Source organism: Lysobacter changpingensis (assembly GCF_017308985.1).
Classification (GTDB): domain Bacteria; phylum Pseudomonadota; class Gammaproteobacteria; order Xanthomonadales; family Xanthomonadaceae; genus Lysobacter_J; species Lysobacter_J changpingensis.
Genome location: NZ_JADWPE010000001.1, coordinates 107,419 through 130,923, shown reverse-complemented (window position 1 = coordinate 130,923; position 23,505 = coordinate 107,419). Strand labels below are relative to the sequence as shown.

21 protein-coding genes are annotated in these 23,505 nt (G+C 67.6%); 9 read left to right on the top strand and 12 right to left on the bottom strand.

Going from position 1 to position 23,505, the window contains the following annotated elements:
* Positions 1-50: 50 nt before the first annotated feature.
* The 5 genes from I4U41_RS00525 to I4U41_RS00505 form a co-directional block, all read right to left on the bottom strand.
* Positions 51-2,348 carry an amylo-alpha-1,6-glucosidase gene (locus I4U41_RS00525; RefSeq protein ID WP_206858623.1) on the bottom strand — a complete coding sequence of 766 codons (2,298 nt, stop codon included), beginning with the start codon at positions 2,346-2,348 and terminating at the stop codon, positions 51-53.
* A 228-nt stretch (positions 2,349-2,576) separates the two neighbouring features.
* Positions 2,577-3,638 (bottom strand): alpha/beta fold hydrolase, encoded by a 1,062-nt coding sequence (locus I4U41_RS00520; protein WP_206858619.1) that lies wholly within the window; start codon positions 3,636-3,638, stop codon positions 2,577-2,579.
* Between the two features lie 154 nt (positions 3,639-3,792).
* Positions 3,793-4,674 (bottom strand): SDR family oxidoreductase, encoded by an 882-nt coding sequence (locus I4U41_RS00515; protein WP_206858616.1) that lies wholly within the window; start codon positions 4,672-4,674, stop codon positions 3,793-3,795.
* 131 nt (positions 4,675-4,805) lie between these two features.
* The gene (locus I4U41_RS00510; RefSeq protein WP_242524931.1) at positions 4,806-5,777 is read right to left on the bottom strand and encodes a cation diffusion facilitator family transporter; all 972 of its coding nucleotides are present in this window, start codon (positions 5,775-5,777) and stop codon (positions 4,806-4,808) included.
* A gap of 230 nt (positions 5,778-6,007) precedes the next feature.
* Positions 6,008-7,246, bottom strand: a complete 1,239-nt coding sequence (locus I4U41_RS00505) for a retropepsin-like aspartic protease (protein WP_206858611.1) — start codon at positions 7,244-7,246, stop codon at positions 6,008-6,010.
* Positions 7,247-7,417: 171 nt separating this feature from the next.
* On the opposite strand from I4U41_RS00505, the gene I4U41_RS00500 reads away from it, so the two are divergent.
* Together I4U41_RS00500 and I4U41_RS00495 are read left to right on the top strand one after the other, a co-directional pair.
* Positions 7,418-7,924, top strand: coding sequence for a DUF2975 domain-containing protein (locus tag I4U41_RS00500; RefSeq protein WP_206858606.1), 507 nt, complete (start codon positions 7,418-7,420; stop codon positions 7,922-7,924).
* Between the two features lie 9 nt (positions 7,925-7,933).
* Positions 7,934-8,152, top strand: a complete 219-nt coding sequence (locus I4U41_RS00495) for a helix-turn-helix domain-containing protein (protein ID WP_206858603.1) — start codon at positions 7,934-7,936, stop codon at positions 8,150-8,152.
* Positions 8,153-8,155: 3 nt separating this feature from the next.
* Here the strand turns inward: I4U41_RS00495 and I4U41_RS00490 are convergent, their stop codons facing one another.
* The 4 genes from I4U41_RS00490 to I4U41_RS00475 form a co-directional block, all read right to left on the bottom strand.
* Positions 8,156-8,908: a DUF2092 domain-containing protein gene (locus I4U41_RS00490; RefSeq protein WP_206858580.1), complete on the bottom strand. Its 753-nt coding sequence runs from the start codon at positions 8,906-8,908 to the stop codon at positions 8,156-8,158.
* A gap of 17 nt (positions 8,909-8,925) precedes the next feature.
* Entirely contained in the window at positions 8,926-9,819 is an 894-nt protein-coding gene (locus I4U41_RS00485; RefSeq protein WP_206858578.1) for a DUF2950 domain-containing protein, read from the bottom strand.
* A 16-nt stretch (positions 9,820-9,835) separates the two neighbouring features.
* Positions 9,836-11,215: a DUF3300 domain-containing protein gene (locus I4U41_RS00480; protein ID WP_206858573.1), complete on the bottom strand. Its 1,380-nt coding sequence runs from the start codon at positions 11,213-11,215 to the stop codon at positions 9,836-9,838.
* 61 nt (positions 11,216-11,276) lie between these two features.
* Positions 11,277-12,047 carry an OmpA family protein gene (locus I4U41_RS00475; protein ID WP_206858571.1) on the bottom strand — a complete coding sequence of 257 codons (771 nt, stop codon included), beginning with the start codon at positions 12,045-12,047 and terminating at the stop codon, positions 11,277-11,279.
* A 462-nt stretch (positions 12,048-12,509) separates the two neighbouring features.
* On the opposite strand from I4U41_RS00475, the gene I4U41_RS00470 reads away from it, so the two are divergent.
* From I4U41_RS00470 to I4U41_RS00445, 7 genes are all read left to right on the top strand, one after another.
* Entirely contained in the window at positions 12,510-14,186 is a 1,677-nt protein-coding gene (locus I4U41_RS00470; protein ID WP_206858569.1) for a type VI secretion system Vgr family protein, read from the top strand.
* Between the two features lie 7 nt (positions 14,187-14,193).
* Positions 14,194-14,322 carry a hypothetical protein gene (locus tag I4U41_RS18480; protein ID WP_255541960.1) on the top strand — a complete coding sequence of 43 codons (129 nt, stop codon included), beginning with the start codon at positions 14,194-14,196 and terminating at the stop codon, positions 14,320-14,322.
* Positions 14,322-14,936 (top strand): hypothetical protein, encoded by a 615-nt coding sequence (locus tag I4U41_RS00465; protein WP_206858558.1) that lies wholly within the window; start codon positions 14,322-14,324, stop codon positions 14,934-14,936. Before I4U41_RS18480 ends, I4U41_RS00465 begins: the two co-directional genes overlap by 1 nt.
* Entirely contained in the window at positions 14,933-15,166 is a 234-nt protein-coding gene (locus I4U41_RS00460; RefSeq protein ID WP_206858556.1) for a hypothetical protein, read from the top strand. The genes I4U41_RS00465 and I4U41_RS00460 overlap by 4 nt, the downstream gene beginning before the upstream one ends.
* Positions 15,167-15,485: 319 nt before the next feature.
* Positions 15,486-16,376 (top strand): type VI immunity family protein, encoded by an 891-nt coding sequence (locus I4U41_RS00455; protein ID WP_206858554.1) that lies wholly within the window; start codon positions 15,486-15,488, stop codon positions 16,374-16,376.
* The gene (locus I4U41_RS00450; protein ID WP_206858552.1) at positions 16,352-16,966 is read left to right on the top strand and encodes a hypothetical protein; all 615 of its coding nucleotides are present in this window, start codon (positions 16,352-16,354) and stop codon (positions 16,964-16,966) included. The genes I4U41_RS00455 and I4U41_RS00450 overlap by 25 nt, the downstream gene beginning before the upstream one ends.
* Positions 16,959-17,186, top strand: coding sequence for a hypothetical protein (locus I4U41_RS00445; protein WP_206858548.1), 228 nt, complete (start codon positions 16,959-16,961; stop codon positions 17,184-17,186). The genes I4U41_RS00450 and I4U41_RS00445 overlap by 8 nt, the downstream gene beginning before the upstream one ends.
* A gap of 367 nt (positions 17,187-17,553) precedes the next feature.
* Here the strand turns inward: I4U41_RS00445 and I4U41_RS00440 are convergent, their stop codons facing one another.
* The 3 genes from I4U41_RS00440 to I4U41_RS00430 are packed head-to-tail and all read right to left on the bottom strand — an operon-like array spanning position 17,554 to position 23,467.
* A complete protein-coding gene (locus I4U41_RS00440) occupies positions 17,554-18,954 on the bottom strand; it encodes an OprD family outer membrane porin (RefSeq protein WP_206858544.1) in 1,401 nt (466 codons plus the stop codon).
* Between the two features lie 16 nt (positions 18,955-18,970).
* Positions 18,971-20,671 carry an aspartate:alanine exchanger family transporter gene (locus tag I4U41_RS00435; protein ID WP_206858521.1) on the bottom strand — a complete coding sequence of 567 codons (1,701 nt, stop codon included), beginning with the start codon at positions 20,669-20,671 and terminating at the stop codon, positions 18,971-18,973.
* A gap of 42 nt (positions 20,672-20,713) precedes the next feature.
* On the bottom strand, positions 20,714-23,467 hold the full coding sequence (locus I4U41_RS00430) for an Orn/Lys/Arg family decarboxylase (protein WP_206858519.1): 2,754 nt from the start codon (positions 23,465-23,467) through the stop codon (positions 20,714-20,716).
* Between the last annotated feature and the right edge of the window lie 38 nt (positions 23,468-23,505).

The window sequence follows — 23,505 nt, the reverse complement described above, 5'->3', positions numbered from 1 at the left end:
TGCGCTTACCCGGGCTACAAGAGCTGCAAGAGCGGAGTTGTTGCGGCCATTCACACGCCGAACCGCTCGCGGATCTCCCCCTGCGTCGCCATCACGTCGCGCCACTGCGCATGCGCCGCGCGCACCGTCAGCTCGCCTTCCAGATCCCGCACCTCGAACCGGCTTCGTCCATCCGCATCGCGCCGGAAATGCAGCGTCACGCGCGCCTTGCCGACGCGCAGCCGGTACAGCGTCAGCGCGGGCAGCCAGCGTGGAAGTTGCGGATCGACCAGCAGCAGCCCCAACGCGGCGAACGGCTGCAGGCCCAGCAGCGACTGCACGTACATCAGCACCGCGCTGGCCGACCATGCCTGCGGCGAGTTCGCCGGCGGGTACGTCGCCGGGAACGGATGCCGCTTGTCGCGCGGATGGCCGCTGAAGCATTCGGGCAGGCGGTCCTGGTCGAACGCGGACGCGATCTCGAACTGCGCGCGGCACAGCTGTTCCAGGCGATCGAACTGCGCATGGTGGAAGAGGCCGCGCACGATCGCGCCATGTTCCACCGGCCATACCGTGCCGCGATGATAGGCGTACGGGTTGTAGGCCGGATGGTCGCTGGACAGCGTGCGGATGCCCCAGCCGCTGAAGATGTCCGGCGCGAACATGCGCTCCATCAGGCGCGGGATGCGCTCGTCCGGCACGATGCCCGAACCCACGCAGCGCAGCGCGTTGGAACCGACCGAACGCACCAGGTGGCCGTCGCGTCCGAGCGCCATCGCGTAGCAGCCCACGTCGTCCATCCAGTACGTTTCGTCGAAGCGCTCGCGCAGCGATTGCGCGCTGTCGGCCAGCCGTTTCGCCTCGCGCTTGCGGCCCAGCGCGTCGAGCACCTGCGCCATCGCGTGCTTGGCCGCGTACGCCTGGCCCTGTTCCTCGCAGGTCGCGACGGGGTGATCGGCGGTGCGACCGTCTTCCTCGACGATGCTGTCGTCGGAATCCTTCCACGTCTGGTTCTTCAGCCCGTCGCGCGAACGCGTGGCGATCGCGTGGAAGCCGTGCGCCTCGTCGCACGCGCGTTCGTCGAGCCAGCGAAGCGCGGCCATCGCCGGTTCGATGAGCGGTGCGACCGCGTGGCGATCGCCGGTCCATTGCCACAGATGCGCCAGCGCCGTGCAGAACAGGCCGGGCCCGGTGAGCGTGCCGTAGTAGCGGTCCTTCGGTTTGAACTGGAGCTGGGCGAGCGGGCCCGGATGCGCTTCGTGCAGGATGCGGCCGGGCGCTTCATCGCGCCATGGATCTTCGTGCCGGCCCTGCCAGTCGGCCATCACCGGCAATGTGCCGCGCAGCACTTCCGGCCCGAGGATCGCGACCTGCTGCGCCGTGGTGAGCGTGTCGCGACCGAACAACGCGATGTACATCGGCAGGCCGGCGGCGACCGTCCAGGCGTCCGGTCCGCGATCGAAGCGTGGCAGCCGCAGCGCGGCGAGATCCATTCGCGCACGATGCACCGCACTGTCCACTGCGCCGGACAGACTGTCGCGATCGAGCGCGTCGATGTCGGTCGCCACGCCCAGGTAGCTGCCGTGCGGATCCTGTTGCGATTCCGCGCCGTCGAGTTCGCGATCGGGCGCGGGGCAGGGCAGGGTGTCCTCGCCGAAGCGCGCGATCCATTGCAGCCGGCCTTCCCAGGTCTGGCCCGGCGCGAGCTCGATGTCGAACGCGATGCGTCCGTCGCGATGGCGTGGCACCACGTCGTCGTCGGTTTCGATGCGCAGCGTGAGGCCGGCGTCGAAGCGCAGCCGCTGGCGCTTGCCGTCGCGGCGCACCTCGCGCGCGACGGTGTAGTCGAAGGTGAGTTCGTGATGGTCCCCGCACCGCCGCCAACGGCGTTTGGTCGTGCCTTTCTGCAGGCGCTGGGCGCGGGCTTCCTCGGTGTCGGCGAAATCGGCGTCGACGTCCAGTGCGAGGCGGAAGGCCACCGCTTCCTGCGTGAAGTTGGTCAGCGCGTATTCCTCGCGCATGCCGTCGCCGACCCATCGCGAGACGCGCAGCTCCAGCGCCTGTTGCGCGGCGGCGGAGGCGAGGTCGTCCGGCTCCGCTTCGCCGACCCCGGGCGCGGGCACGACGTAGTACCCCATCCAGCTGTCCTGGCGCACGCTGCTGAGCGTGACCGGACGCGGCCTCCGGCGCCCGATGAAGCAGCGGTAGCGGCTGAGCAGCCGCGTCTGCCGGACGTACAGTCCTTCCTCGCCGCCGTCGATGAAGCCCGTGGTGCCGGTCGCCAGCACGGTGTCGCTGGCGCTGACGTAGGCCGCATGTTCGCGTACGCGCAACCGGATGAGGCTGCGCTCGACGGGGAAGGGTTCCATGTCGCGGAATATCGGCGGGCGGGCGTGATGCTGCCGTCCATGTTCTTCGTGGGTGTGGAGAGCGTTTGGCTGCCTGCCCTGCGAATGCAGGGAGGTTAGGGGAGGGGTGAAGCCGCTCGCGGCGAGCGCGCCGAAGAGAAGCGTGTGCTGTCCGTGTCGAGACATCACCGCACCGCACGTCGCGACCCTCACCCCAGCCCTCTCCCGTAGTGCGAGGGGCTCGAAAACTCACATCCGATCCACATCCACCACCGCCTGCGCGAACGCGCGCGGCGCTTCCTGCGGCGGGTTGTGGCCGATCCCGCCGGTCAGCAGGCGATGTTCGTACTTGCCCGTGTAGCGCTTCGCATAACTTTCCGGCGAAGGATGCGGTGCGCCGTTGGCGTCGCCTTCCAGCGTGATCGTCGGCACCGCGATCGACGGGAAGCCCGCCAGCCTGCGTTCGATCGCATCGTACTTCGCCTCGCCTGGCGCGAGCCCCAGGCGCCAGCGATAGTTGTGGATGACGATGTCCACATGGTCCGGGTTCTCCAGCGCGGCGGCGCTGCGGTCGAAGGTCGCATCATCGAAGGCCCACTTCGGCGAGGCGAGTTTCCAGATCAGCTTCGCGAACTCGTGGCGGTTGCGTTCGTAGCCGGCGCGACCGCGATCGGTGGCGAAGTAGAACTGGTACCAGCACTGCAGCTCGGCCTGCGGTGCGAGCGGCGCCTGCGAGGCCTGCTGGCTGCCGATGAGGTAGCCGCTCACCGCGACCAGCGCCTTGACGCGCTCCGGCCACAGCGCGGCGACGATGTCGGCCGAACGGCCGCCCCAGTCGTAACCGGCGACGACGGCGCGCGGAATGTCCAGCGCATCCATCAGCTGCACGACATCGTCCGCCAGCGCGGCGGGCTGGGCGTTGCGCGGCGTGTCGGGCGAAAGGAAGCGCGTGCTGCCGTAGCCGCGCAGGTGCGGGACGATCACGCGATACCCGGCGGCCGTGAGCAGCGGCACCACCTCGGCGTAGCTGTGGATGTCGTACGGCCAGCCGTGCAGCAGGAGCACCGGCGCGCCGTCGGCGGGACCGGCATCGACGTAGCCGACGTCGAGCACGCCGGCGCGGATCTGCCGGACGGGGCCGAGGGTGGCGTTCGCGCCGGAGCCGGCCGTGCCGCGCGCCGGCGGACGCGGCGTGGCGGCGCTGGCGGAGGCGGTGGTCAGGCCGAAGGAAGCGGCGGCGAGGCTGGCGGCGGCGGTGCCGAGGAAGCGGCGGCGCAGCGGGTCGATGCGGTCTGGGGCAGTGCGGTCCATGGTCGTGCTCCGGGATGGGGCGCCTTCAGCGGCGCGGCGGAGACAGCGTCGTGGAACCGCGTATCGCGGATGTGTTCGCGGGGCGGGGGTTTTGTATCGGTGTGTAGCGCGCGTCGAGGCCGACGCTGCAAGAGCCGGACGACCGTGCGCGGGATCAACGCGACCCGTGGATCCGGCCCGCCTCGCCCGGCGTGTACAGCGTGCCCATCGGATTGCGCGGCGCCTCGTCGCGCTGCTGTCGCTGCGCCTGTTTCGCCGACATGCGATCGGCCAGTCGCGGGAACAGGTGCGAGGTCGCGGTGTTCACGCGCGCCATCGCGCCGACCTTGACGTCGCGTCCGCCTTTCTCGGCCGCGTGCAGGATCGCGTCGGCGACCTGTTCCGGATCGATCTGCGGCGTCGGCAGCTTCGGCTCGCGCGGCATCGTGTTGCGCGCGTGCTCGGGGAAGGGCGTGTCGACGGCGGTGGGCTGGATCAGCACCACGCACACGTTCGCATCCTCAACGTTCTCCAGTTCGACGCGCAGGGTGTCGGTGAATCCCTTCACCGCGTGCTTGCTGGCGGCGTACACGCCCTGCAGCGGCACCACCGCTTCGGACACCTCGCTGCCGACGTTGATCAGCACGCCGCCGTTCGCGCGCAGGTGGGGGAGGGCGCACAGGCTGCCGTGCACCACGCCCCAGAAGTTGGTGTCGAACAGGCGGCGCGCGTCGTCGAGGTTGGTGTTTTCGAGCATGCCGTAGATCGACACGCCCGCGTTGTTCACCCACGTATCGATGCGCCCGAATTCCGTGGCGACCGCCCGCGCGGCGGCCTGCACGGCATCGATGTCGCCGACGTCGGTGGGAATCGCCAGCGCCCGCCCGCCGCCGGCGTTGATCTCCTCGACCACGTCGCGCAGCGTTTCCGCGCTGCGCGCAAGCAACGCGACGGCCGCGCCGCGCTGCGCGGCCGCGACGGCGGTCGCCAATCCGATCCCGCTGCTCGCGCCGGTGACGACGATGACCTGGTCCTGGATGGCTTTGAAAGCGCTCATTGCGGCCTCCGTTCGCACTCCGCGTGTGCCTCGACGCTCGCATCCGCGTCGTTGGACAGGCGTGACGCGACGGTGGATTCATCTTCACGATGGCTTTGCGCGGGGCGGAGCGCGACGTCGAACGGATGCCCTCACGTCGCATCGATGTTGTCGGGCGTGACGCGGTCAGGATCCCATCGCGAACTGCGCCGCGCCCAGGTTTCGGCCGTCTGCGGCTTGACGAACAGTGCGGTGACGTCCGGGTGCGTGCGCTGCACGGCGCGTTCGATGCGCATCACGCAGGCTTCGATCTGCGGCGTGGTGAGCGCGTCGTGGAAGTCGGCGCTGAGCGCGGCGATGATGCTCTCCGGCCCCAGCTGCTGCGTCAGCACGCCGTTGGCGCAGCGCACGTCGGGGTCGTCGTCGGCGATGCGCAGGATGTCGTTCACCACCTGCCGCTGCGCCGCCTCGCCCAGCAGCAGGCCCTTGGTTTCGCGAGCGAGCAGGATCGCGGTGACCGCCAGCACCGCGCCGATGCCCAGCGACGCGTAGCCGTCGAAGCGCGGATCGCCGGTGACCTGCGCGGCGACGACGCCGGCCAGCGCGATCAGCAGGCCGAGCATCGCCGCGGTGTCCTCGAACAGCACGGTGAAGGTGCTGGCGTCCTTGCTGTCGCGGAAGGCGCGGATCCAGCCGCGTCGTCCCTTCGCCGCGCGGAATGCGCGCAGCGCCACGTACCAGGTCGCGCCTTCGAAGACGAGGGATGCGCCCAGCACGATGTAGTTCACCAGCGGATTCTCGATCTCGCGCGGGTGGCGCAGGTGCACGATGCCCTCGTAGAACGAGATGCCCGCGCCGAGCGCGAACACCATCAGCGCGACGATGAACGCCCAGAAGTACAGCTCGCGTCCGTAGCCGAAGGGATGCGCGGCGTCGGGCGGTTTCGCCGCGCGCCGCAGGCCGTGCAGCATCAGCACCTGGTTGCTGGTGTCCACCAGCGAATGCACGCCTTCGCTGAGCATCGCCGAGGATCCGGTGAACGCCGCCGCGATGAACTTGGTGACCGCGACGGCCGCATTGCCGAGCAGCGCGGCGACCACCACCATGCGGCCGGATCCGGCCATGCGTTCGCTCCCGTGGAATCGTGCGTTGCGGTGATGGTCGGGGGAGCGGGGTAAATGTGTCGTGCAGGTGGTGTGGTCGGTTTGAACCCCTCTCCCTGCGGCGACCGGAGGGAGTGCAGAGCTGAGAGGGGTTGGGGTGAGGGGCAACGTCTCGCGTCGAAGCAGAGCCCCAGGAGCAGAATGGGCTCGAGCTTTCGCTGGAATGTCGGAGGAAGGCTGCGCCGGAGTCTTTATCCCCCAGCCACCCGCGCCCCCACCTCGAACGTCATCGCCTCGAAATCCAGCGTCCAGTGCTCGAACTGGTCCAGCACGTCGCCGCCCATCAGGCCGAAGTTCTGCGCCTGCACGTGGGCGCCGTCCTCGACCACGACCGGCAGCTCCGCCAGCGTGGCGCGCGCACCGGCCACATCGACGTGCGCGTTCGGCATCAGCGCGGAAACGCGCGTGGTGGAGCCGCCGGCGCCGGCCATGCGCTCGTCCTTGCGCGGCAGGCCGTCGACGAGATGCGGATGACGCTGCGCGAAGCGCGTGGTCAGGAACGAGCGCGGGCCGCCGCTGTCCAGGTGCAGCGCGAGCGGCACGTCGCGGACTTTCGCGTCCACGTACAACGCATTGGACACCACGCGCAGGTTCTCCGTCGTCGCGGCGCGCGCCCCCGGTTCCGGCACCAGCGCGCCGTCGCGTTCGAAGCGCAGGCGCCGGAATTCGCGCAGCACCGGGAAGCCGATGATCGCGTCGATCGAATAACCGCCCGGCACCGGCAGTTGCAGTTGCGCGTCGTCGAGCACGAGGAAGGCGACGTCGCGCAGTTCCAGCCCGGCGAAGGCGAAACGTTCGGCGATGCCGATGCGCGTGGGCACGGCCTGGCGGGCCGCGCTGCCGATGGTCGCCGCGCCATCGAGCATGCGCAGGCCGAGCTTCGTGGCGGTGCTTTGCGACACCACCGACAGGCCCGCGCCCGTGTCGAGCACGGCGTCCTGCACGAGACCGTTCACCGTCGCGTCGGCGCGCGACAGGCCGACCTTGTCGCGGCGCGTCGTCACCGTCTCCGGCGCGAGCGTTTCCACTGCCTGTCGCGGCGCGGCCGACATCGCGCCCGCCAGCGCGGCCAGGCGTTGCGCGTCGTCGATGTCCTTCTGCGGCGCGCGGCGTTCGCGCAGCACGTCCTGCCAGCGCTGCGCGGCGCGGGCCGCTTCGGCGTAATCGCCGGAAGTGAACGCCGCATCGGCAAGCACCGCCCAGGCGCGCGAGCGATGCGCGGCCGACGCTTCCGCATCCTGCGCGACCGGGCGGGCGAGGGCGATGGCCTCATGCGAACGCAGGCGCGCCGCGGCGATGCGCGCCGTCGCGATGGCGGCGAGTTCCGGCTCGACGCCGGCGATGTCCAGGCGTTCGAGCGCGAACACGTCGCCGGCGTCGGCGTCCTCCAGCGCCTGTTCGACGGCGGCCTGTTTGGAAGGGACCGTCAACGCGGCCGGAGGCGTCGAGTCGGAAGCGGACGCAATGCCATGGGCGACCAGCAGCGAGGCCGCGAGAAGGGGCGCCCGAAAGGCGGGATGTGGATTGCCGATGCGCATGTTAGTATTTGCCTGACATGAAATAATTTCTGTAAAACAGAAACTAATATGCGCAAGTCGGAAATGTCAACGAGCCTGGCGCGGCACGCGCGCCTGCTTCGCTATGCCGCGCTCGCGGCGGGCGCCTTCTATATGGTCGCGACGCTCGCCGCGCTGCTGGCCCTGAACGGCTGGGGCGGGCGCTTCGTCTCGGCGACGCTGGAGCCTGGCGCACTTCCGCTGCGCTGGGCCGCATGGACGGCGGTGGTCGTCGCGCTGCTCATCGGTACGGCGCTGTTCGAACTGGCGCGCATGCTCGGCCGGGTGGGACGCGATCGCGTGTTCTCGGCCGACGCGACGCGGCACTTCCGGCGCTTCGCGTTGCTGTTCCTGCTCGCGGCCATCGTCCGCGTGGCGTTGCCGGCGGTCGTCATGTCCGCCGACGCGATCGCGCGCGCCGACGGCCTGCTGCGCATGAGCTTCGATGCCGGCGACCTCGTCACGCTGACCGTGGCGGCGCTGTTCTGGCTGGTCGCGCGCCTGTTCGACGAGGCGGCGCGGCTGGAAGACGACAGCCGTTCGATCGTCTAGGAGACGCCCATGGGAATCGTCGTACGCCTGGACGTCATGCTCGCCCTGCGCAAGATCCGTTCGAAGGACCTCGCACAGCGGATCGGCATCACCGAATCGAACCTGTCGCTGCTCAAGTCGGGGAAGGTGCGCGGCATCCGCTTCGAAACGCTGGCGGCGATCTGCCGGCACCTGGAGTGCCAGCCCGGCGACCTCCTCGTGTTCGATCCGGACGTCGCCGACGATTGAACGTTATTGCCCCTGCGCCTTGAACCGGTCCCAGGCGATCTCGTTCGCACCGGCCGGCGGCTCGAAGACGAACGCGGCGTCCGGCACGCGCGCGCGTTCGTCCCAGGTGAGTTCGGCGCTGTAGCCGGGCAGGTTGGGATCGCGCGTGTCGACGAAGGCCAGCTTGCACGGCAGGTGCTGCGCGTCGGCGAAGACTTCCCATGCGACGCCGGCCTTCTTGTACGAGTAGTGCGCGCAATCGCGTCCGCCGACCAGGGCCTGGCCGGAATACGTCGCGCGCTCGGCCCCTTCCAGCAGCCTGGCCTGGTCGTCCCAGTGGAACAGCTGCGCGATGGGAATGGCCAGCCCGGTGCGCTGCTCGACTTCCGACACCATCGTCGCGAGCGTGCCCGGCGCTTCGATGCGCGCGTAGGTGTTCTGCGCGGGCGAGAAGACCGCGATGGTGCGGCCGTCGAACACCACGTCGCGATCGAAACCGATGCCGCGGATGGACGCGTGCAGGCGGTCCGGCGTGCGCACCTGGTAACGCACGTTGCCGCGGAAATCGCGGTATTCGCCCGAAGCCAGCGGCGCGCGCGTCTGCAGCTCGGCCGAGACGGTGTATTCGCGCAGGCCGCGCAGCTTCGTGCCGATCTGCGCGAGCGCCTTGACCGCCTTCGGATCGAACGCGCGCTCGGCCGGCGTGCCTTGCCGGGCGGCAGTGGGTGCGAGCGCGGCGGTGCAGGTTAGGGCGAGGACCAGCGCGATTGCCTTCATGGTGGATGTCCCGTGGCTCAATCCGATGCGGCCGTGCGTTCGCCGGCTTCGGTCCAGCTGCTGTCAGGATCGAAGCTGGTCATGGTGCGCGCGATCTGCTCGCCCTGCGGGCCGAGGTCCTTCTCGAACACCTCGCCCTCGTGGCTGATCATGAAGCTCATCACGCCGCTGTCGCCGTAACGCGCGGGCCATGCGACAAGCGCGAAGCCGCGCGTCATCGCGTCGCCGAGCTTGTAGTCGTACGCGCCGCCGGGCGCCGACGGGCCCTGCGCGGTGAGGATGCGGTAGCGGTAGCCGTGCCATTCGCCGTTGGGCGTGTCGTCGCCGAACAGCGGGCCGATCGGGCTTTCCTCGCCGCCGTCGTCGGCCCAGTACAGCCCGTCGTGGCTGCCGTTGGCGCTGACGAACTTCTGCGCGTACTCGAGCACGCCGTTGCCGTTGCGATCGACGGATGCGTAATCGACCTGCGCGTCGTGGTAGGCGAGCACCGCCTGTTCGGCCTCGCGTTCGTTGCGGCCGATGCGACGCGCGCGGATCTCCGGCTCGCCGGCCTTCAGGTCGAACGTCCAGCCGTTGGCGTTCTTCACCAGCGGCACCGGCAGGGTCCACGCTTCCTTGCCGACCGCGAGCACCTGGTGGGTCGCGTCCTGCGGCTGGAAGGCGCGCTTCTCGCGATAACGCGCGAGGAAGGCGTCGACGTCCTCGCGATCGACGCTGCCGCGCGGGATCACTTCGTCCCATTGCGGGCCGAGCACCGCGTCCAGGCGCGTTTCATCGGCGGTCTTCGTGCCGAGCGCGCCGACGAGCGCCTCGGCGGCGGCTTCGGGCGTGGCGAAGGTTTCTTGCGCGTGCAGCGGCGCGACGATGCACGCGGCGAGGGCGAGCGGGAGCCAGCGGACGGATGCGGTCATGTCGTCGTTCTCCTGCTCAGCGCCGGCGTCCGCCGCCGCCGCGCATCGGCGGGCGCGAGGGACGGCTCATCTGGTGGCCGCCGCCGCGCGAGGCCGCCGGCCGTTGCGATTGCTGGTAGCTGCGATGGCCGCGTCCGGCATCGCCGCGCGACATCGCCGGATTGCTCGCGCCGGTGAACGCGTTGCTGTTGCGCGCGCCGCTCGAACCCAGGTGCTGGTCGCGTGCGCTCTGCCGCGCCTGCGCGTTGTCGAGGCCGCCGCTGCGCTGGAAATCGCCGCGGTTCGGGTTGGAGGCGATATCGCGCGAGGCCTGCCCGGCGCGATCGCGCGCTTCGCGGTTGCTCGTCGCCGGCGCTTCGAAACCGCGCTGTTCCATCGCCTGGCGTGCGCGGTCGCGTTCGGCCGAGCGCGCGGGATCGCGCGTGGCGACGCTGGACGGATCGCGCCCCCGCGCCGCTTCGCGCTGGCCGGCGCCGTCGAGCTGGCGGCCGTAGCGTTCGCGGCTGGCGCTGTCGCGGTACGGCACGCCGTCGCGATTGGCCGCGTTGTGCTGCCACTTGCCGTCGCGGCTGATCTGGTCGCGGTTGACGGTGCGGTTGGTGTTGCGGTTGAACTCGTTGTAGCGGTCCACGTCGATGTCGATGTCGCTGTGTCCCCAGTCCAGATCGCCCCACAACGCACCGCCCACGGCCATGCCGATGCCGAAGCTGATCAGCGCGCCGCCCGGGTAGTAGTACGCCGGTGGCGGGTAGTAGTACGGCGGGTACGACGGATACGCCCAGGTGCCGTAGACCACGCTGGGGTTGTAGCTGGGGACGTAGACGACGTCCGGCTGCGCGGATTCGATCACGATCGTCTGCGGCGCGGCGGCCGTGCCGCCGGCCGGCGCGGCTTCCCTGGTGACCTTCTGCTGTTCGTTCGATTTCAGGTTGCCGGCCGCATCGGCCTGCCTTCGCAAGCGCTGCGCCGATTCCATCACCGCGTCGGGCTGCGCGAGGAACGCGTCGCCCAGGCGCTGCACCCACTTGGGGTCCTGCCCGAGCACGGCGAGCAGCTGCGGGAAGGCCACCAGCGACTGCACGCTGGGATCCCACGGCTGGCCCTCGACCTGCTTCACCGCGTCCTCGCCCTTGGCGTCCTTGTGCGCCTTCGACCACTCCACGGCATCGGCGACGTCGCCGGGATAGGTCGAGGCCATCAGGATCTGCGCGAGCAACGCGTCCGGATACAGCGCGATCGGCGCCATCATCTGGTCGAGTTCTTCGCGGGTGAACGTGCCGGACGATGCGGTCGACGGGTTCGCCGCAGCGGGCGATTGCGCCGGCGCGGCGGATGCGACGCCGGACGTCGCCAGCAGCAGCGCGGCAGTCGCCGCGGTAAGCATCGCGATGCGCATGGAACCCTCCACTCGCGCGGCGGCAGGTGGGGGAGGGAACCCCGCCGTCGCGATGGCTGCGTTATTTGCCTGCCTGCACGCCCTTGTCGACGATCAGCTTCACCACGACCTTGCGCGCGCCCGCATTGCTGCCGCTGCCGGCATCGGTGGCCACGCCCATGCCGTCGCCCGCGCGCACCCGGCCCGGCTGGAGGCCGGCCTGCTGCTGCAGGTAATCGGCGACGGCGTTGGCGCGGCGCACGCTCAGGCGTTCGTTGGCTTCGGCATTGCCGGTGGAATCGGTGAAGCCCTGCAGCACGACCTGGTAATCCTGCGTTTCCTTCGCCTTGGCGGCGAAGGCGTCGAGGTCGGACTTCCCGGCGGGGCTGATCTTCGCGCTGCCCGAATCGAACAGCACCTCGGCGGTGGCGAGCGCTTCGTACTTGCCGAACTCGTTCATGCGCGCGGTGGTCGGCGCCAGGCCGGCCTGCACCTGCTGCGCGGTGCGGAAGTCCTCGGACTTGAACGACACCTCCGTCGCGTCGAAGCCGCTTCCCGCCGCGACCGCGTCGATGGTGACCGGCAGCCCCGGCATCAGCGCGCCCTGTTCGGCCTTCTCGTGCACCACGCCGGTGAGGCCCTTGGTGCGCTTGTACTTCGTCGTGGGCGAGAGCGTGACCGTCTGTTCCGCGTTTTTGGCGTCCTTCACGACGATGGTGTCGCCCTGCACGGAGGTGATCAGGCCCTTGATCCTGCTCTTGTCGCCGTCCGCGGCGGACGCGGACGAGACCGCCAGCACGGCCGCGACGGCGACGGCGAGGGACAGCGACTTCAGGAACGTCGGCTTGTTCATCGTGGAGTCCTCGTGATGTCCGACGGGCGGCCCCGTCCGGTGATCCCCTTCTTCTACGCCGTTCGCGGCGGGGCTCAATTGGCCCTTGGGCCAAGGTGGCGCGGCGGGCGGCGCGCGGGTTCGGGCAGGTTTCGGGCCAACCGGCGCTCGTCATGCAGCTCATCACCGCGGGCGGGGAATGGCCGTTTCCCGCCGTAATCGCCAACCATCGCTTGCGACACCCACTTTCGGCGTGTGCTCGTCCAACTCGAAGACGAACGCGAAACGTGGAAATTCCGTGGAACTTCTTCCTTCGATGGAAAGAAGATGCACCGCATCGTGATGCGGTAACGCAAACGCGGCGGCGTTGCCGATGTCGGGGTTTGCCGCACTGCGTGGAGAAAAGCGCGACTTCTTCGAATTGCGACGGACTTTGGGACGTGGGTAAAACGGCGGCTTCGCTTTGACTTCAACGGAGGAAGGATGCGGTCGGACGTAAGATTTTCCATCGCCTTGGGTGACGGGCTGGCGTTGGATGTGGTCCGTTTCGAGCTGACCGAAGGCGTTTCGCAATCGTTCCGGCTGGAGCTCGATCTTTCCAGCGCCGATGACGCGATCGATGCGGCGGAATTGCTGGATCACGAGGCGGTGTTCGCCATCGAGCGGGAAGGCGTCGCGGAACGCAAGGTGGCCGGCATCTGCACCGCGTTCGAGCAATGCGAAACCGGGTTTCGGCTCACTCGCTATCGCGCCGTCGTCGAATCACCCTTGGCGCGTCTGGCGCTGCGCCACAACAGCCGCATCTTCCAACAGGTCACCGCGCCGGAGATCCTGGCGACGATCCTGAAGGAGCACGGCCTGCAGGGCGCGAAGACGACATACCTCGCCAGCCACGAGCCGCGCGAGTATGCCGTCCAGTATCGGGAACACGACGACCAGTTCCTGTACCGGCTCGCGACCGAAGAGGGCATCGTGTACTGGCACCAGACCGAAGGCCGCCAAGGCCGCCTGGTGCTGAGCGATCGCATCGACACCGCGCCACTGCTCGACGGCGAGGTGCTGTACCAGCCGGCGCCCGCCGGCGATGCACCGGTGCCGCACCTGTGGCACTTCGCCCACCGCCGCCAACTCGCGCCGACGCGGGTGACCCAGCGCGAATACAGCTTCCACAATCCGCCCTACAACCAGGAACAGGAGGCCCGGCCGTGGGCCGCCGAGCGCGCGATCGGGGAACTGGAGTTCTATGACTACGCCGCGGGGTACAAGCGGGCAGAAGTGGGCCGGCCTTTCACCCGCACCAAGCTGGCCGGCCTGCGCAACCTGGCCGAGCACGCGCTGATCGAAGGCGACGACGCGCGCCTGTGGCCGGGCCTGGCGTTCGATCTCACCGGGCATTCGAACGACGCGCTGAACGCGCGTTGGCGCGTGATCGCCATGCACCACCGAGGCGAGCAGGCCGCCTCGCAGGAAGCCGACGCGGCCGGCGCCGAACACGGCAGCCGCTACGAATACGCCGCCACCGTGGTGCCGGCCCATTACGACTGGAAGCCCGAACCCGCACCGCACCCGGTGATGGACGGGCCGCAAGTGGCGGAAGTGGTCGGCCCGGAAAATGAGGAGATCTACTGCGATATTCACGGGCGCGTAAAAGTCTACTTTCCGTGGGATCGTGAAACGGATAGGCAGGAATCCAGCTCCTGCTGGATCCGCGTCGCGCAGGGCTGGGCCGGGCCGATGTACGGCTTCATGGCGATCCCGCGCATCGGCACCGAAGTGATCGTCAGCTACCTCGATGGTCGGGTCGATCAGCCGATCATCACAGGGCGCACGTACAACGCGGCCAATCTTCCGCCGTACGAACTTCCAAGGCATAAAACAAGAACAGTTTTCAAGACAAAGTCGCACAAGGCGAACGGCTACAACGAACTGCGCTTCGAGGAACGCACTCTCAATCACCGGCAACGCCGCCGCAGCGCTCGTCGAAGCCCAAGGCCCCTACAGCGGCCGCTATCTAATGGTCAAGGACGACGGTCGCAGCTTCGCGGGCTACGGCTACAAGGTGGTCGATGGCGACCGTGTACTCGCCGAAGGCAAGACGGACGAGCAAGGCGGCACCGCCTGGATCGACACCCCACGGTCGCAGCGCGTACAGGCCTATAAGACCGTCATGCGCGACGACCAGCGCATCGCCGAAGCATGGGAGTCGGTGATGGCGCTTGTCGATTCCGCCCAGCCGATGAACGAACCCTCGCCCTTCGAAGATATCTATTTGGATGAACAGGAAGGAGACGCCTGATGCCGCTGCCCGCCGCAGCCGCCGCCCTGGTCTGGGGCTACCGCGCCTATCGCGCGTACGAGGCCTACGAAACGGCCATGACGGTCAAGGAAACCGCCGAGATGATGCGCGACATCGCGCAGCGCAAGGAACAGGTGAAACAGGTTCTGCGCAACACCATCGAATCGTTCTCGAAGGAGATCGACACGAAGAGTTCCACCTTCGCGCTGGTCGACAAGGGCGGCAACAGCACGGTGTCGCGGCGTGGCACCGAGGGCGCGACGTACAAGGAGTACATCGAGCGCAAGATTCCGTTCCGCCCGGCCATCAGCATAGCCAGTCAATGGGCGCTGGCGATGCCGATCAAGGTGCCGCGCCGGGTGCGCAGGAAGATTCCGGGCGAGGTGGTCGAAACCACGATTGAAATCGCACTGAAACAGACCACCGCGTCGCTGATCTTCGAAGCCATCGACGGTGCACTGGACTGGAAGAGCCCGCTGAAGGCCGAGCCGAACTACTACCGCACCAGCCGCAAGGCGGCGCTCGACCGGCCGGGCAGCACCAAGCCGTACCGCGTCACGACATCTTTCCGTTCTGGCCGCGTCCGCGCGGCTGCATCGCGCCGGACCTGGTGATCGTCGAGTACCGGCAGCAGCCGTTCGAGGTGCCGAACGTGTTTGCGGCAGTGGAGATCAAGTTTCCGGGGGATTGGGTGAGGAAAGATCAGTTGGACGACTACGACGACGTCATGGGCGGCAAGGACCAGAAGAAGGTCGCGCTGCTGCGCGTGCCGGAGGATTGCACGGATGTCACGCCAGGCAACGATCAAAAGCCCAATGCTCCCGGCAGGAGGAAGAACAAATGAGCACAACGCAGCGACTTATGAGCGATGAAGATATCGCCGGCATGGTGGCCGATTTGAAGCTCTGGCCCAATGTGGCTAACGATAACGGCGACTTCGAACTCGCGATCAGCCCGTTCCTGACGTTCTATTTCCAGTACGAACCGACGCGCTACCTGGACGCGTCGCTGGCGCTGATCGAGGTGCACGAAGCGAGTCGCTGGCCGACAAACCCTACACCATCGCCACGCATCCGGATTCGGAGCGCCCTCACCCCTATGGGTCCACGCGTGCGGGCGACCTGCGCGAGTGGGCCAGGAAGAAGCCGCTTCATAGGAACTTTTTGTTTGAGTTCACCGACGAGAAGAACCATCGCAGTTCGCCCACGACCGCCGGGTACTTCTGGCGCGCGAAGGATTGGGGAAACAACGAGACCGCTTACTCCTACGGCCAGTTCTACTATCGCTGGCAATGGTGGCTGGACAACCGCGACGGATGGCGCCGCTTCGTGCACGAGACCATCGAACGGCTCAAACCCGAGCAGGTCTACAGCGGCTTCGCGATGGCCAACCCGCTGGAGTTCGGCACGCGCTCGGAAGTGACGGTATGGGACCGTGCGCTGGCCCCGCACTTCTACGGACTGGATACGGACTATCCCTTCGGCATGAAAGGATTCCATGACCTGGTGCAAGGCATCCGCCCGCCCACTTGGGCGTTCTTCCTGTCCGATGTGTGGCGCGCCAAGCTCGGCAAGAGCCGCGAGGAAGTGCACGAGGCGCTCGACCACCCCCGTATCCGCATCGATGAGCTGAGCTGCGGGCAGTGGATCGAGCTGGGCGAGCAGCCTGACTTGTATCCGGTCGAGGATGGCGTTCCGCTGCTGCCGGTGATGCTCAACAAACTGCTCAAGCCGATCCGCCATCCGAAACTGGACCTGCTCGGCTTCGGCGAATGGGATGGCGACCCCAACGTGCGCTTCAACGCCCAGGACACGCGCCGCTGGCTGGGCCGGTTCGACGAGGACAGCGACTGGCCCGACGCCGCCACGCGCGCGCGTTCGCCCACGCCGAGCACATCGCGCGGCCTGCGCGTGCGCTCCGGGCAACCCTGCCCGTATCCGGCCGTATGGCAATGCTTGGAGCGCCCGATCGGCCCGCAGACGATCGCCCACGGCGTACCGATGCCACAGGTCGAGGGCCAGGATGTGACATGGCAGATGGTGCGGCTGGTGTAGCGGTGGCTGTGGCTATCTGCATGAACAGGAAGGAGACGACTGTCGACGGCGCCAGCGTGAAGCTATGGCAGGGCTGGCTGAACGACCTGAATAGCCCGCCGTTCCAAGCGTTGACGCTGCGCCACAAACCGCTGCTCGACAACCTGCAACCCCACAAGAATGGCCAGGGCGAGCGCGAATGGAACGACACGCAAAAGCTGCACGACGCCCTCAACAAGCTCATCGGCAGCCAGGACTTCGGCGAGAAACTGCTCTTCGCCAGCGTGAAGGATGCCGCCGCGCAAACCCTGCTGGCGGTGAACTCCGCCGCCACCCAGCTCAAACCGCTGCTGGCGGCCGGCATCGAGAACCTGACCACGCGCCTCACGGTCAGCGGCCTGCTGCTGCACGAACGCGTGCATGCCACGCAGTTGAAGGTGACGATGACCGTCGCCGACTACTACGCGCTGCAATGCAGGACCCTGCGCGAGCAGCAGGCGAAACTGGCGCGGCAGGCCGGCCGCAAGACCGGCCAGCAGGTCGTCTCGCCGCAGGCGAGGATTACGTGGACAACGCGGCCAATGCCCCATATCGCAGACGTCCTTGAATGATCTGATCGCAGGTGCGCCGTCGCGGGAATACGAAATGATCATGAATTCGATTGCTGCGCATGAGCCACGCGCCTGGTCTGAAGATCCCGCCTTTGGCAGGCGGGTTCTTATCCCATTGGCTATTCTGATATGCGGTTTGATGGGTGCGGCTTATCGCGGATCCGTCCGGCAAAGCGAACTGGAGGCGAAGCCGATGCAGCAGCAAGCGGACAAGGAGTAGAGTTTCGCCTCAGGCCGAAAAGGCCCGGCCATTGCTGGACCCATCATGCATCGGATGGGAACGCGATCTACCGGCGCCGAGTGATCCTCCGGGAGTGCTGGAGGCATTCGGCGACCCGCCGAATCATGTTGACGACGTGTATTTGGAGTTCCCCCGATCCACAGTGGGGGCCAGGGGCATCATTCTCTTGCTAGGGATGATTACCCTCTCCGTCGGCTTGTTAGGTGTTACGTGGCTTCGTGAAACACCTTCTTTTCATCCGGGCCTATTACTAATCGGATTATTTGTTATTGCCATGGCTACTTGGCTCGGAGGCTTCGCAATCAAGCGCGCTACCGTGCGGGCGTCGCCCCACGAAGGCAGCGAGTCAAAGCCGCGGCGGGTCGTAGAAGATCATCAGCCGGAAATCGTCCAGGTCCCATTCGATCGGTCCCTCCTGCCGCACGTGCGAGTAGCGCAGGCGCACCAGCAGACCCTGCAGGAAACCGTCCGCGACGGCCCACTGGAAATTGACGTTGTATTCGTCCTTCGCGTACTCGGTGGGTGATTGCGGGTCGGAGCCGTCGACGTACAGCGCGTACACGCTCGCACCCTTGATCCACGGGAAGGTGTAGCCGGCACGCAGCAGCCACGCCGATTCGCCGTCGCGGTTGAAGTCCTCCACCTGCACGCTGGTGAAGCCGGGATAGCCGCTCCACGGGTTCTGCATGTTGGTGTCGCCGCCGGCGCGTGTGTAGGCGGCGGTGAACAGCGCGGCGCCCTGGGTGAGTTCGGCCTTCGCGCCCCACTGGTCGGACGCGAAATCCGTGCCGCGCAGCCGGTCGTCGCCGACGCTGGTCTGGTCGGAATACTGCAGCGTGAAGGCGAGCCTGGTCTTCTCCGCCAGCGAAAAACCGTACTTACCTTCGGCGTAGAAGATGTTGATGATGTCGTCGCTGTAGTAGTCGATCGCGCCGAAGGAGAATCCGCCGGACTTGAAGTTCGCGCCCAGCGCGTACACGCCGCGCTCCACGCCCGCCGGCGCGCCGGCGTCGCGCGCCATCGACACGAAGTCCTCCGAGTTGCGCTCCTTGATCTTGTCGAAATACCCGCCGCCCACGCGCCATTCCGGCCGGCCTTCGTCGCCGCCGTACAGGCCCTGGAACAGCACGGCCTGGAAAGTGTTCGGCGTCATGCGCGCGTCGTTGCGGTTGATGTAGGGCGTGTCGATGCCGCGCCGGCCCAGGGTCAGGCGCGAGTCCTCGTTGATGAGGAACTCGCCGTAGACCTCGCCGAGCACGGTGTAGCCTTCCTGGCCGGGCGCGAGCAGCAGCGTGCCGTCGCGGTCTTCCGGGCCGAACAGCTTCTGCGAGGTGTAGCCGGTCGCGCCGAAGGCGAAACGCTCGCGGAAATAGCCCGTCTTGAAACCGACCGATCCGCCCAGTGCCCAGGCTTCGCTCGCGGTGTCGTCGTACTTCTCGCGGTCGAGGTAGAACGAGCGCACCTGCAGGTCCCACTTGGTGTCCTGGAACGCCTTGCGCCGCGTGTCGCGTATCCACTGCGCGCGATCGCGCGGGGCGAACGCCTCGTTCATGCGCGTGGCGCCCTGTTCGGTCGAGGTGGGCTCCGACGGCACGTACACGTCGTCTTCGGTTTCGTCGGCCGCGTCGGCCTGCGGCGGCGCGGCGCCCTGCGCGGGCGTGGTCTGCGCGTGCGCCGGCATTGCCAGCGCACACGCCACGCATGCGACCGCGAGCGCGATCCGGGCTTCGTCACGCCTGGTCTTCACGTCGTTCTCCCTGCGCCTACTGCGACAACACCATCGCGAAGTAGCCGAACACCGTGTAGAGCACGCCGGAAATCGCATAGCCCACCGGGAAGCCGACCCACGGCACGGTGCTGTCGATCTCCTTCGCCGCCTCGCGCGCGGGGCCCGAGTGCGAGCGCGAGCCCGCCACGCCGCCCATCAGCACCGCCGGATTGATCTTGAAGAAGTGGTAGCCGATCGCCCAGGTGATGAACGGCGGGATCGTGCTGGCGACGAAACCGGCGATGAAGATCTTCAGCGCGATCGATCCGGTCAGCTGTTCCAGCAGCGTCGCGCCGGCGTTGATGCCGACGATGGCGATGAAGGTCACCAAGCCCAGGTCTTCCAGAATGTTGCGCGCGGCGTTCGGCGTGCTGCCGAAATAACGCAGCCGCGACACGATGGACGAGACCAGGATGCCGGACAGCAGCAGTCCGCCCGCGTTGCCCAGGCCGACGGAGAAATCGCCGACCGGCACGTTGATCTTGCCGATCAGAAGGCCCAGCACCATGCCGCCAGACAGCGTGAGCAGGTCGGTGGACGTGCTCGGCCGCGCGATCTTGCCCAGCAGACCGGCGGCCTTGTCCACGGCGCTCTTCAGGCCGGTGACGAACAGCACGTCGAGGCGCTTCAGTTCGGTTTCCGCGCCGACGGGAATCGGCTCTCCGGAGCGTTCCATCCGCGTCACCTGCACCTGTCCCGCGAAGTCCTCCGTCGCCAGCGAGCGCAGCGGCTTGCCGACGAACTCCTTCTCCGTGACCAGGATTTCCGCCTGGTCCAGCGGCACGTTCAACGCCTTCGGATCGTCCACCTCGCTGCCGAGCAGGCCGAGGTTGCTGGTGAGGTCCCCGAGCTTTCCGCCCAGCGCGACCACGTCGCCGTGCAGCAGCACCATGTCGGGCGCGGCGCCGAGCGAATCCTCGCCGCGGCGCACGTTGACGATGCGGTACTGCGGGAACTTCGCGCGGAACTCGGCGATGGTCTGGCCGCTGGCCTGCTCGTTCTCGATGCGGTACGCGCGAAGTCCGCCGCCGCGATACCCGGTGAGCGCCGCGTCGTCGACGTTGCGCACGCCGTGCGCCTGTTCGTACTCGCGCGCGGCGGCCTTCGCATCCACGCCCCACCAGCGCGGCAGGTACTTGCAGATCAGGATGATGCCGACCGTGCCCCAGATGTAGGTCACGCCGTAACCCAGCGCGATCATGCCGGTGACCTGTTCCGGCGTGGTGCCGGCGGGCACCTTGTACGCACCCTGTTCCATGGCCATCTCGGCCGTGCCGATGGCGGCGGACATCGTCTGCGAACCGGCGAGAATGCCGCCTGCCGAACCGGCCGGCAGGGCGAGCCACTTCGTCATCAGCACCACCAGTGCCAGGCCGAGGAACGAGCAGATCACGGCGAGGATGGTGAAGGTGATGCCGTCCTTCTTCAGGCTGTTGAAGAACGCCGGCCCGACGCGCAGGCCGACGCCGTACATGAACAGGTAGTAGAAGAGCGACTTGGCGAAGTTGTCCAGCTGCAGCTTCACGCCGTAGGTCGAGGCCCACGTCGCGAGCGCGGCGCCGACCACGACCGCCGCGGCGACCATGCCCAGCCCGTACCCCTTCACCGCGAACTTGCCGACGAGCACCGCCATTCCCACGGTGAAGAACAGCAGGATGTACGGATTGTCGGCGAGGAACTGGAAGAAACCTTGCATGGCGGCGGTCTCCGGTTTCGTGTGGCGTTGCTTCGCGCGGGATCACTGCGTGGACGAGGCGCGCCGGTCGGCGAGCTTGGACGGCTTGATCAGCTTGATTCCCTGCGCGGCGTGGTAGCCGTGGATTTCCTTCACGTCGAGCTTGCGCATGAAGGCGATGGTGTCGGCGGTGATCACCTGGCCGGGCACCATGATCGGGAAGCCCGGGGGGTAGGGGATGACGAAGTTCGCCGAGACCATGTCCGGCCCGTCGCGCAGGCGCTGGTCGACTTCCTCGCTGCGCAGCTTCACGAACTCGCAGTTGTCTTCCTCGTAGGCCATGAAGAACGCCGGGCGCATGTGGCCCTCGTTGCTGGCGCCGGAGGGATCGTCGCGGAAGGCGTCGTGGAAACGGCTGAAGTTCGGCAGGTCGGGCACGTCGGTCATCAGCGAATCCACGCGGTCGGCGAACACCTGCCGGCCAATCGCGCCTTCCTGCGCAAGGCGCGATTCGATCTCGCGCGACAGGTCCGCCAGCGCCTTGATCAACAGCGCCGCATCGCTGTGCGTGTTGTTGATGTTGGTCTGCACGAGGATGCTGTTGCGCGAGGTCTTGTTGATCTGGATGTCGAAGCGCTCGGCGAGCAGGCCCTTGAACTGCGTGCCGTCGAAGCCGGCGGCGCCGCAGATCAGCGTCAGGCGCGTGGGATCGAGCGCGAACTCGTCCGAGTCCCACGCCTCCACGGATTCGGCCCAGCTGGCGTTCGGCGGCCCGTAGTCGGCGATGCCGGACTCGCGGAATTCGGCCGGGATCATGTCCTCCGGCGTGGCGACGCGGAAATACTTGGAGATCAGCGGATGCGTGTTGACCGCGCGGCGGATCTTCAGCGCCAGATCGGTCATCTTCATCGTCAGCGCGTAGCCTTCCAGTTCCATCTGCCGGCGCGCGAGATCCAGCGACGCGATCAGCTGCAGGTTCGGCGACGTGGAGGTGTGCGCGAAGAACGCTTCCTCGAACGGGCCTTCGACCTGGTGGAAGTCCTCGTCCCACACCAGCATCATCGAGCCCTGGCGGAACGCCGACATCGACTTGTGCGTCGAATTGGTCTGGTAGACGCGAATGCGCACGCGGTCTGGGTCGGGCAGCCCGCGCTCGTCGATGAGCGAGGGATCGGCGGGATCGCGGTCGCCGATCTTCGCCTTCCATGCCTCGTACTCGTCGCGATACCCGCTGCTTCTATATCGGCGCGTCAACGCAGCCGCCGCGCCCATCGCCGTGCGGCGACGATGCAGCGGGCTGAACCGCGCGAAGCCGAACCACGCCTCGTCCCACAGGAAGATCAGGTCGGGCTTGATCGCCAGGCATTCCTCCATCACCCGGCGCGGGTGGTACATGTGGCCGTCGAAGGTGCAGTTGGTCATGTCGATGACCTTCACCCGGTCGAGCTTGCCGGCGGCGGCGCAGTCGATCAGCGCCTGCTTGATCGTGCGCAGCGGCACCGCGCCGTACATCGAATACTGCGTGAGCGGGAAGGCTTCGACGTAGTACGGCTGCGCGCCGGCAAGCACGAAACCGTAGTGGTGCGACTTGTGGCAATTGCGGTCGACGATGACGATGTCGCCCGGCTTGCACACCGCCTGCACGACGATCTTGTTCGACGTGGACGTGCCGTTGGTGCCGAGGTACGCGCGCCTGGCGCCGAACGCACGCGCCACGGCGTCCTGCGCCTTTTTGATGTTGCCGGTGGGTTCGAGCAGGCTGTCGAGCCCGCCCGTCGTCGCCGAGGATTCGGCGAACAGGATGTTGGTGCCGTAGAAATGGCCCATGTCGCGTATCCAGTTCGAACCGAAGATCGACTTGCCGCGCGCGATGGGCAGCGCATGGAACGTGCCGATGGGCCGCAGCGCGTATTTCTTGAGGTTGTCGAAATAGGGCGTCTCGTAACGGTCCTTGATGCCGTCGAGGATGGAAAGATGAATCTCCATGGGTTCCTCGACATGGTGGAACACGCGCCGCAGCGGCGCGGCCTCGTCGCTGCCGGCGAGCGATTCGGGCGCGCGGTCGGACAGCAGGTACAGGTCGAGTTCCGGACGGAAATCCTTGAGCGTGCGCGCGAGCCCCAGCGACAGCGTGCCCGGGCCGAGCCGATCCTCGTCCAGCGCGATGTGCCGCGCGAGGAATGCCTTCAGGTCGGGAATGTCGTGCTTCGACGCGAAACCGAAACCGTCGACCAGCACCACCGCCTGCAGGTCGGTGTTCACCATTGCCGCGAGCGCGGCGTCCTCGAAGCTGCCCGCGTGCACGGCGGCGTAGTGGAACAGGTCTTCCGGGCGTCGCATGCGCCGCATCTCGTCCTTCGAACGCGCCCACTGCGCCGGCTCGCTCGGCGTCACCACGAGCACTTCGAAATAGGGCTTGTCGGCGAGGCCGGCGATGTCCGGCGGCAGCGCGTCGAGCGTCGCGCGGTCGAGGTCTTCCTCCAGGTTCCACACGGTTTCGTCGCGGCGGTAATCGCCGGAGAGGATCGCGCCGGAAATCTTGCGCACCAGCCGCGCGAACAACGGCGCATCGCCCTGCGCGAGCGCATCGCGCAGCGTGCCGATGAGGCGCTCGCCGGGATACGCCCAGCAGTGTTCCATGCGCAGCAGCTCCTCCAGCTGCGATTCGCATTGCGACCGCAGCGGCGAGGCGGAGCCGGCCTGGGCCCAAGCGCGCGCGTTCGCATTGAGCTGTCGCCACTGATCGGCGCGCAGGGATGCGGCGACCAGCACGTTGGAGAGGCGGGTCGGCGCCTCGCTCTGCAGTTCCTGGTTCATGGAACACCTCGGGGGACGGTTCTGGATGGGACGTCGCG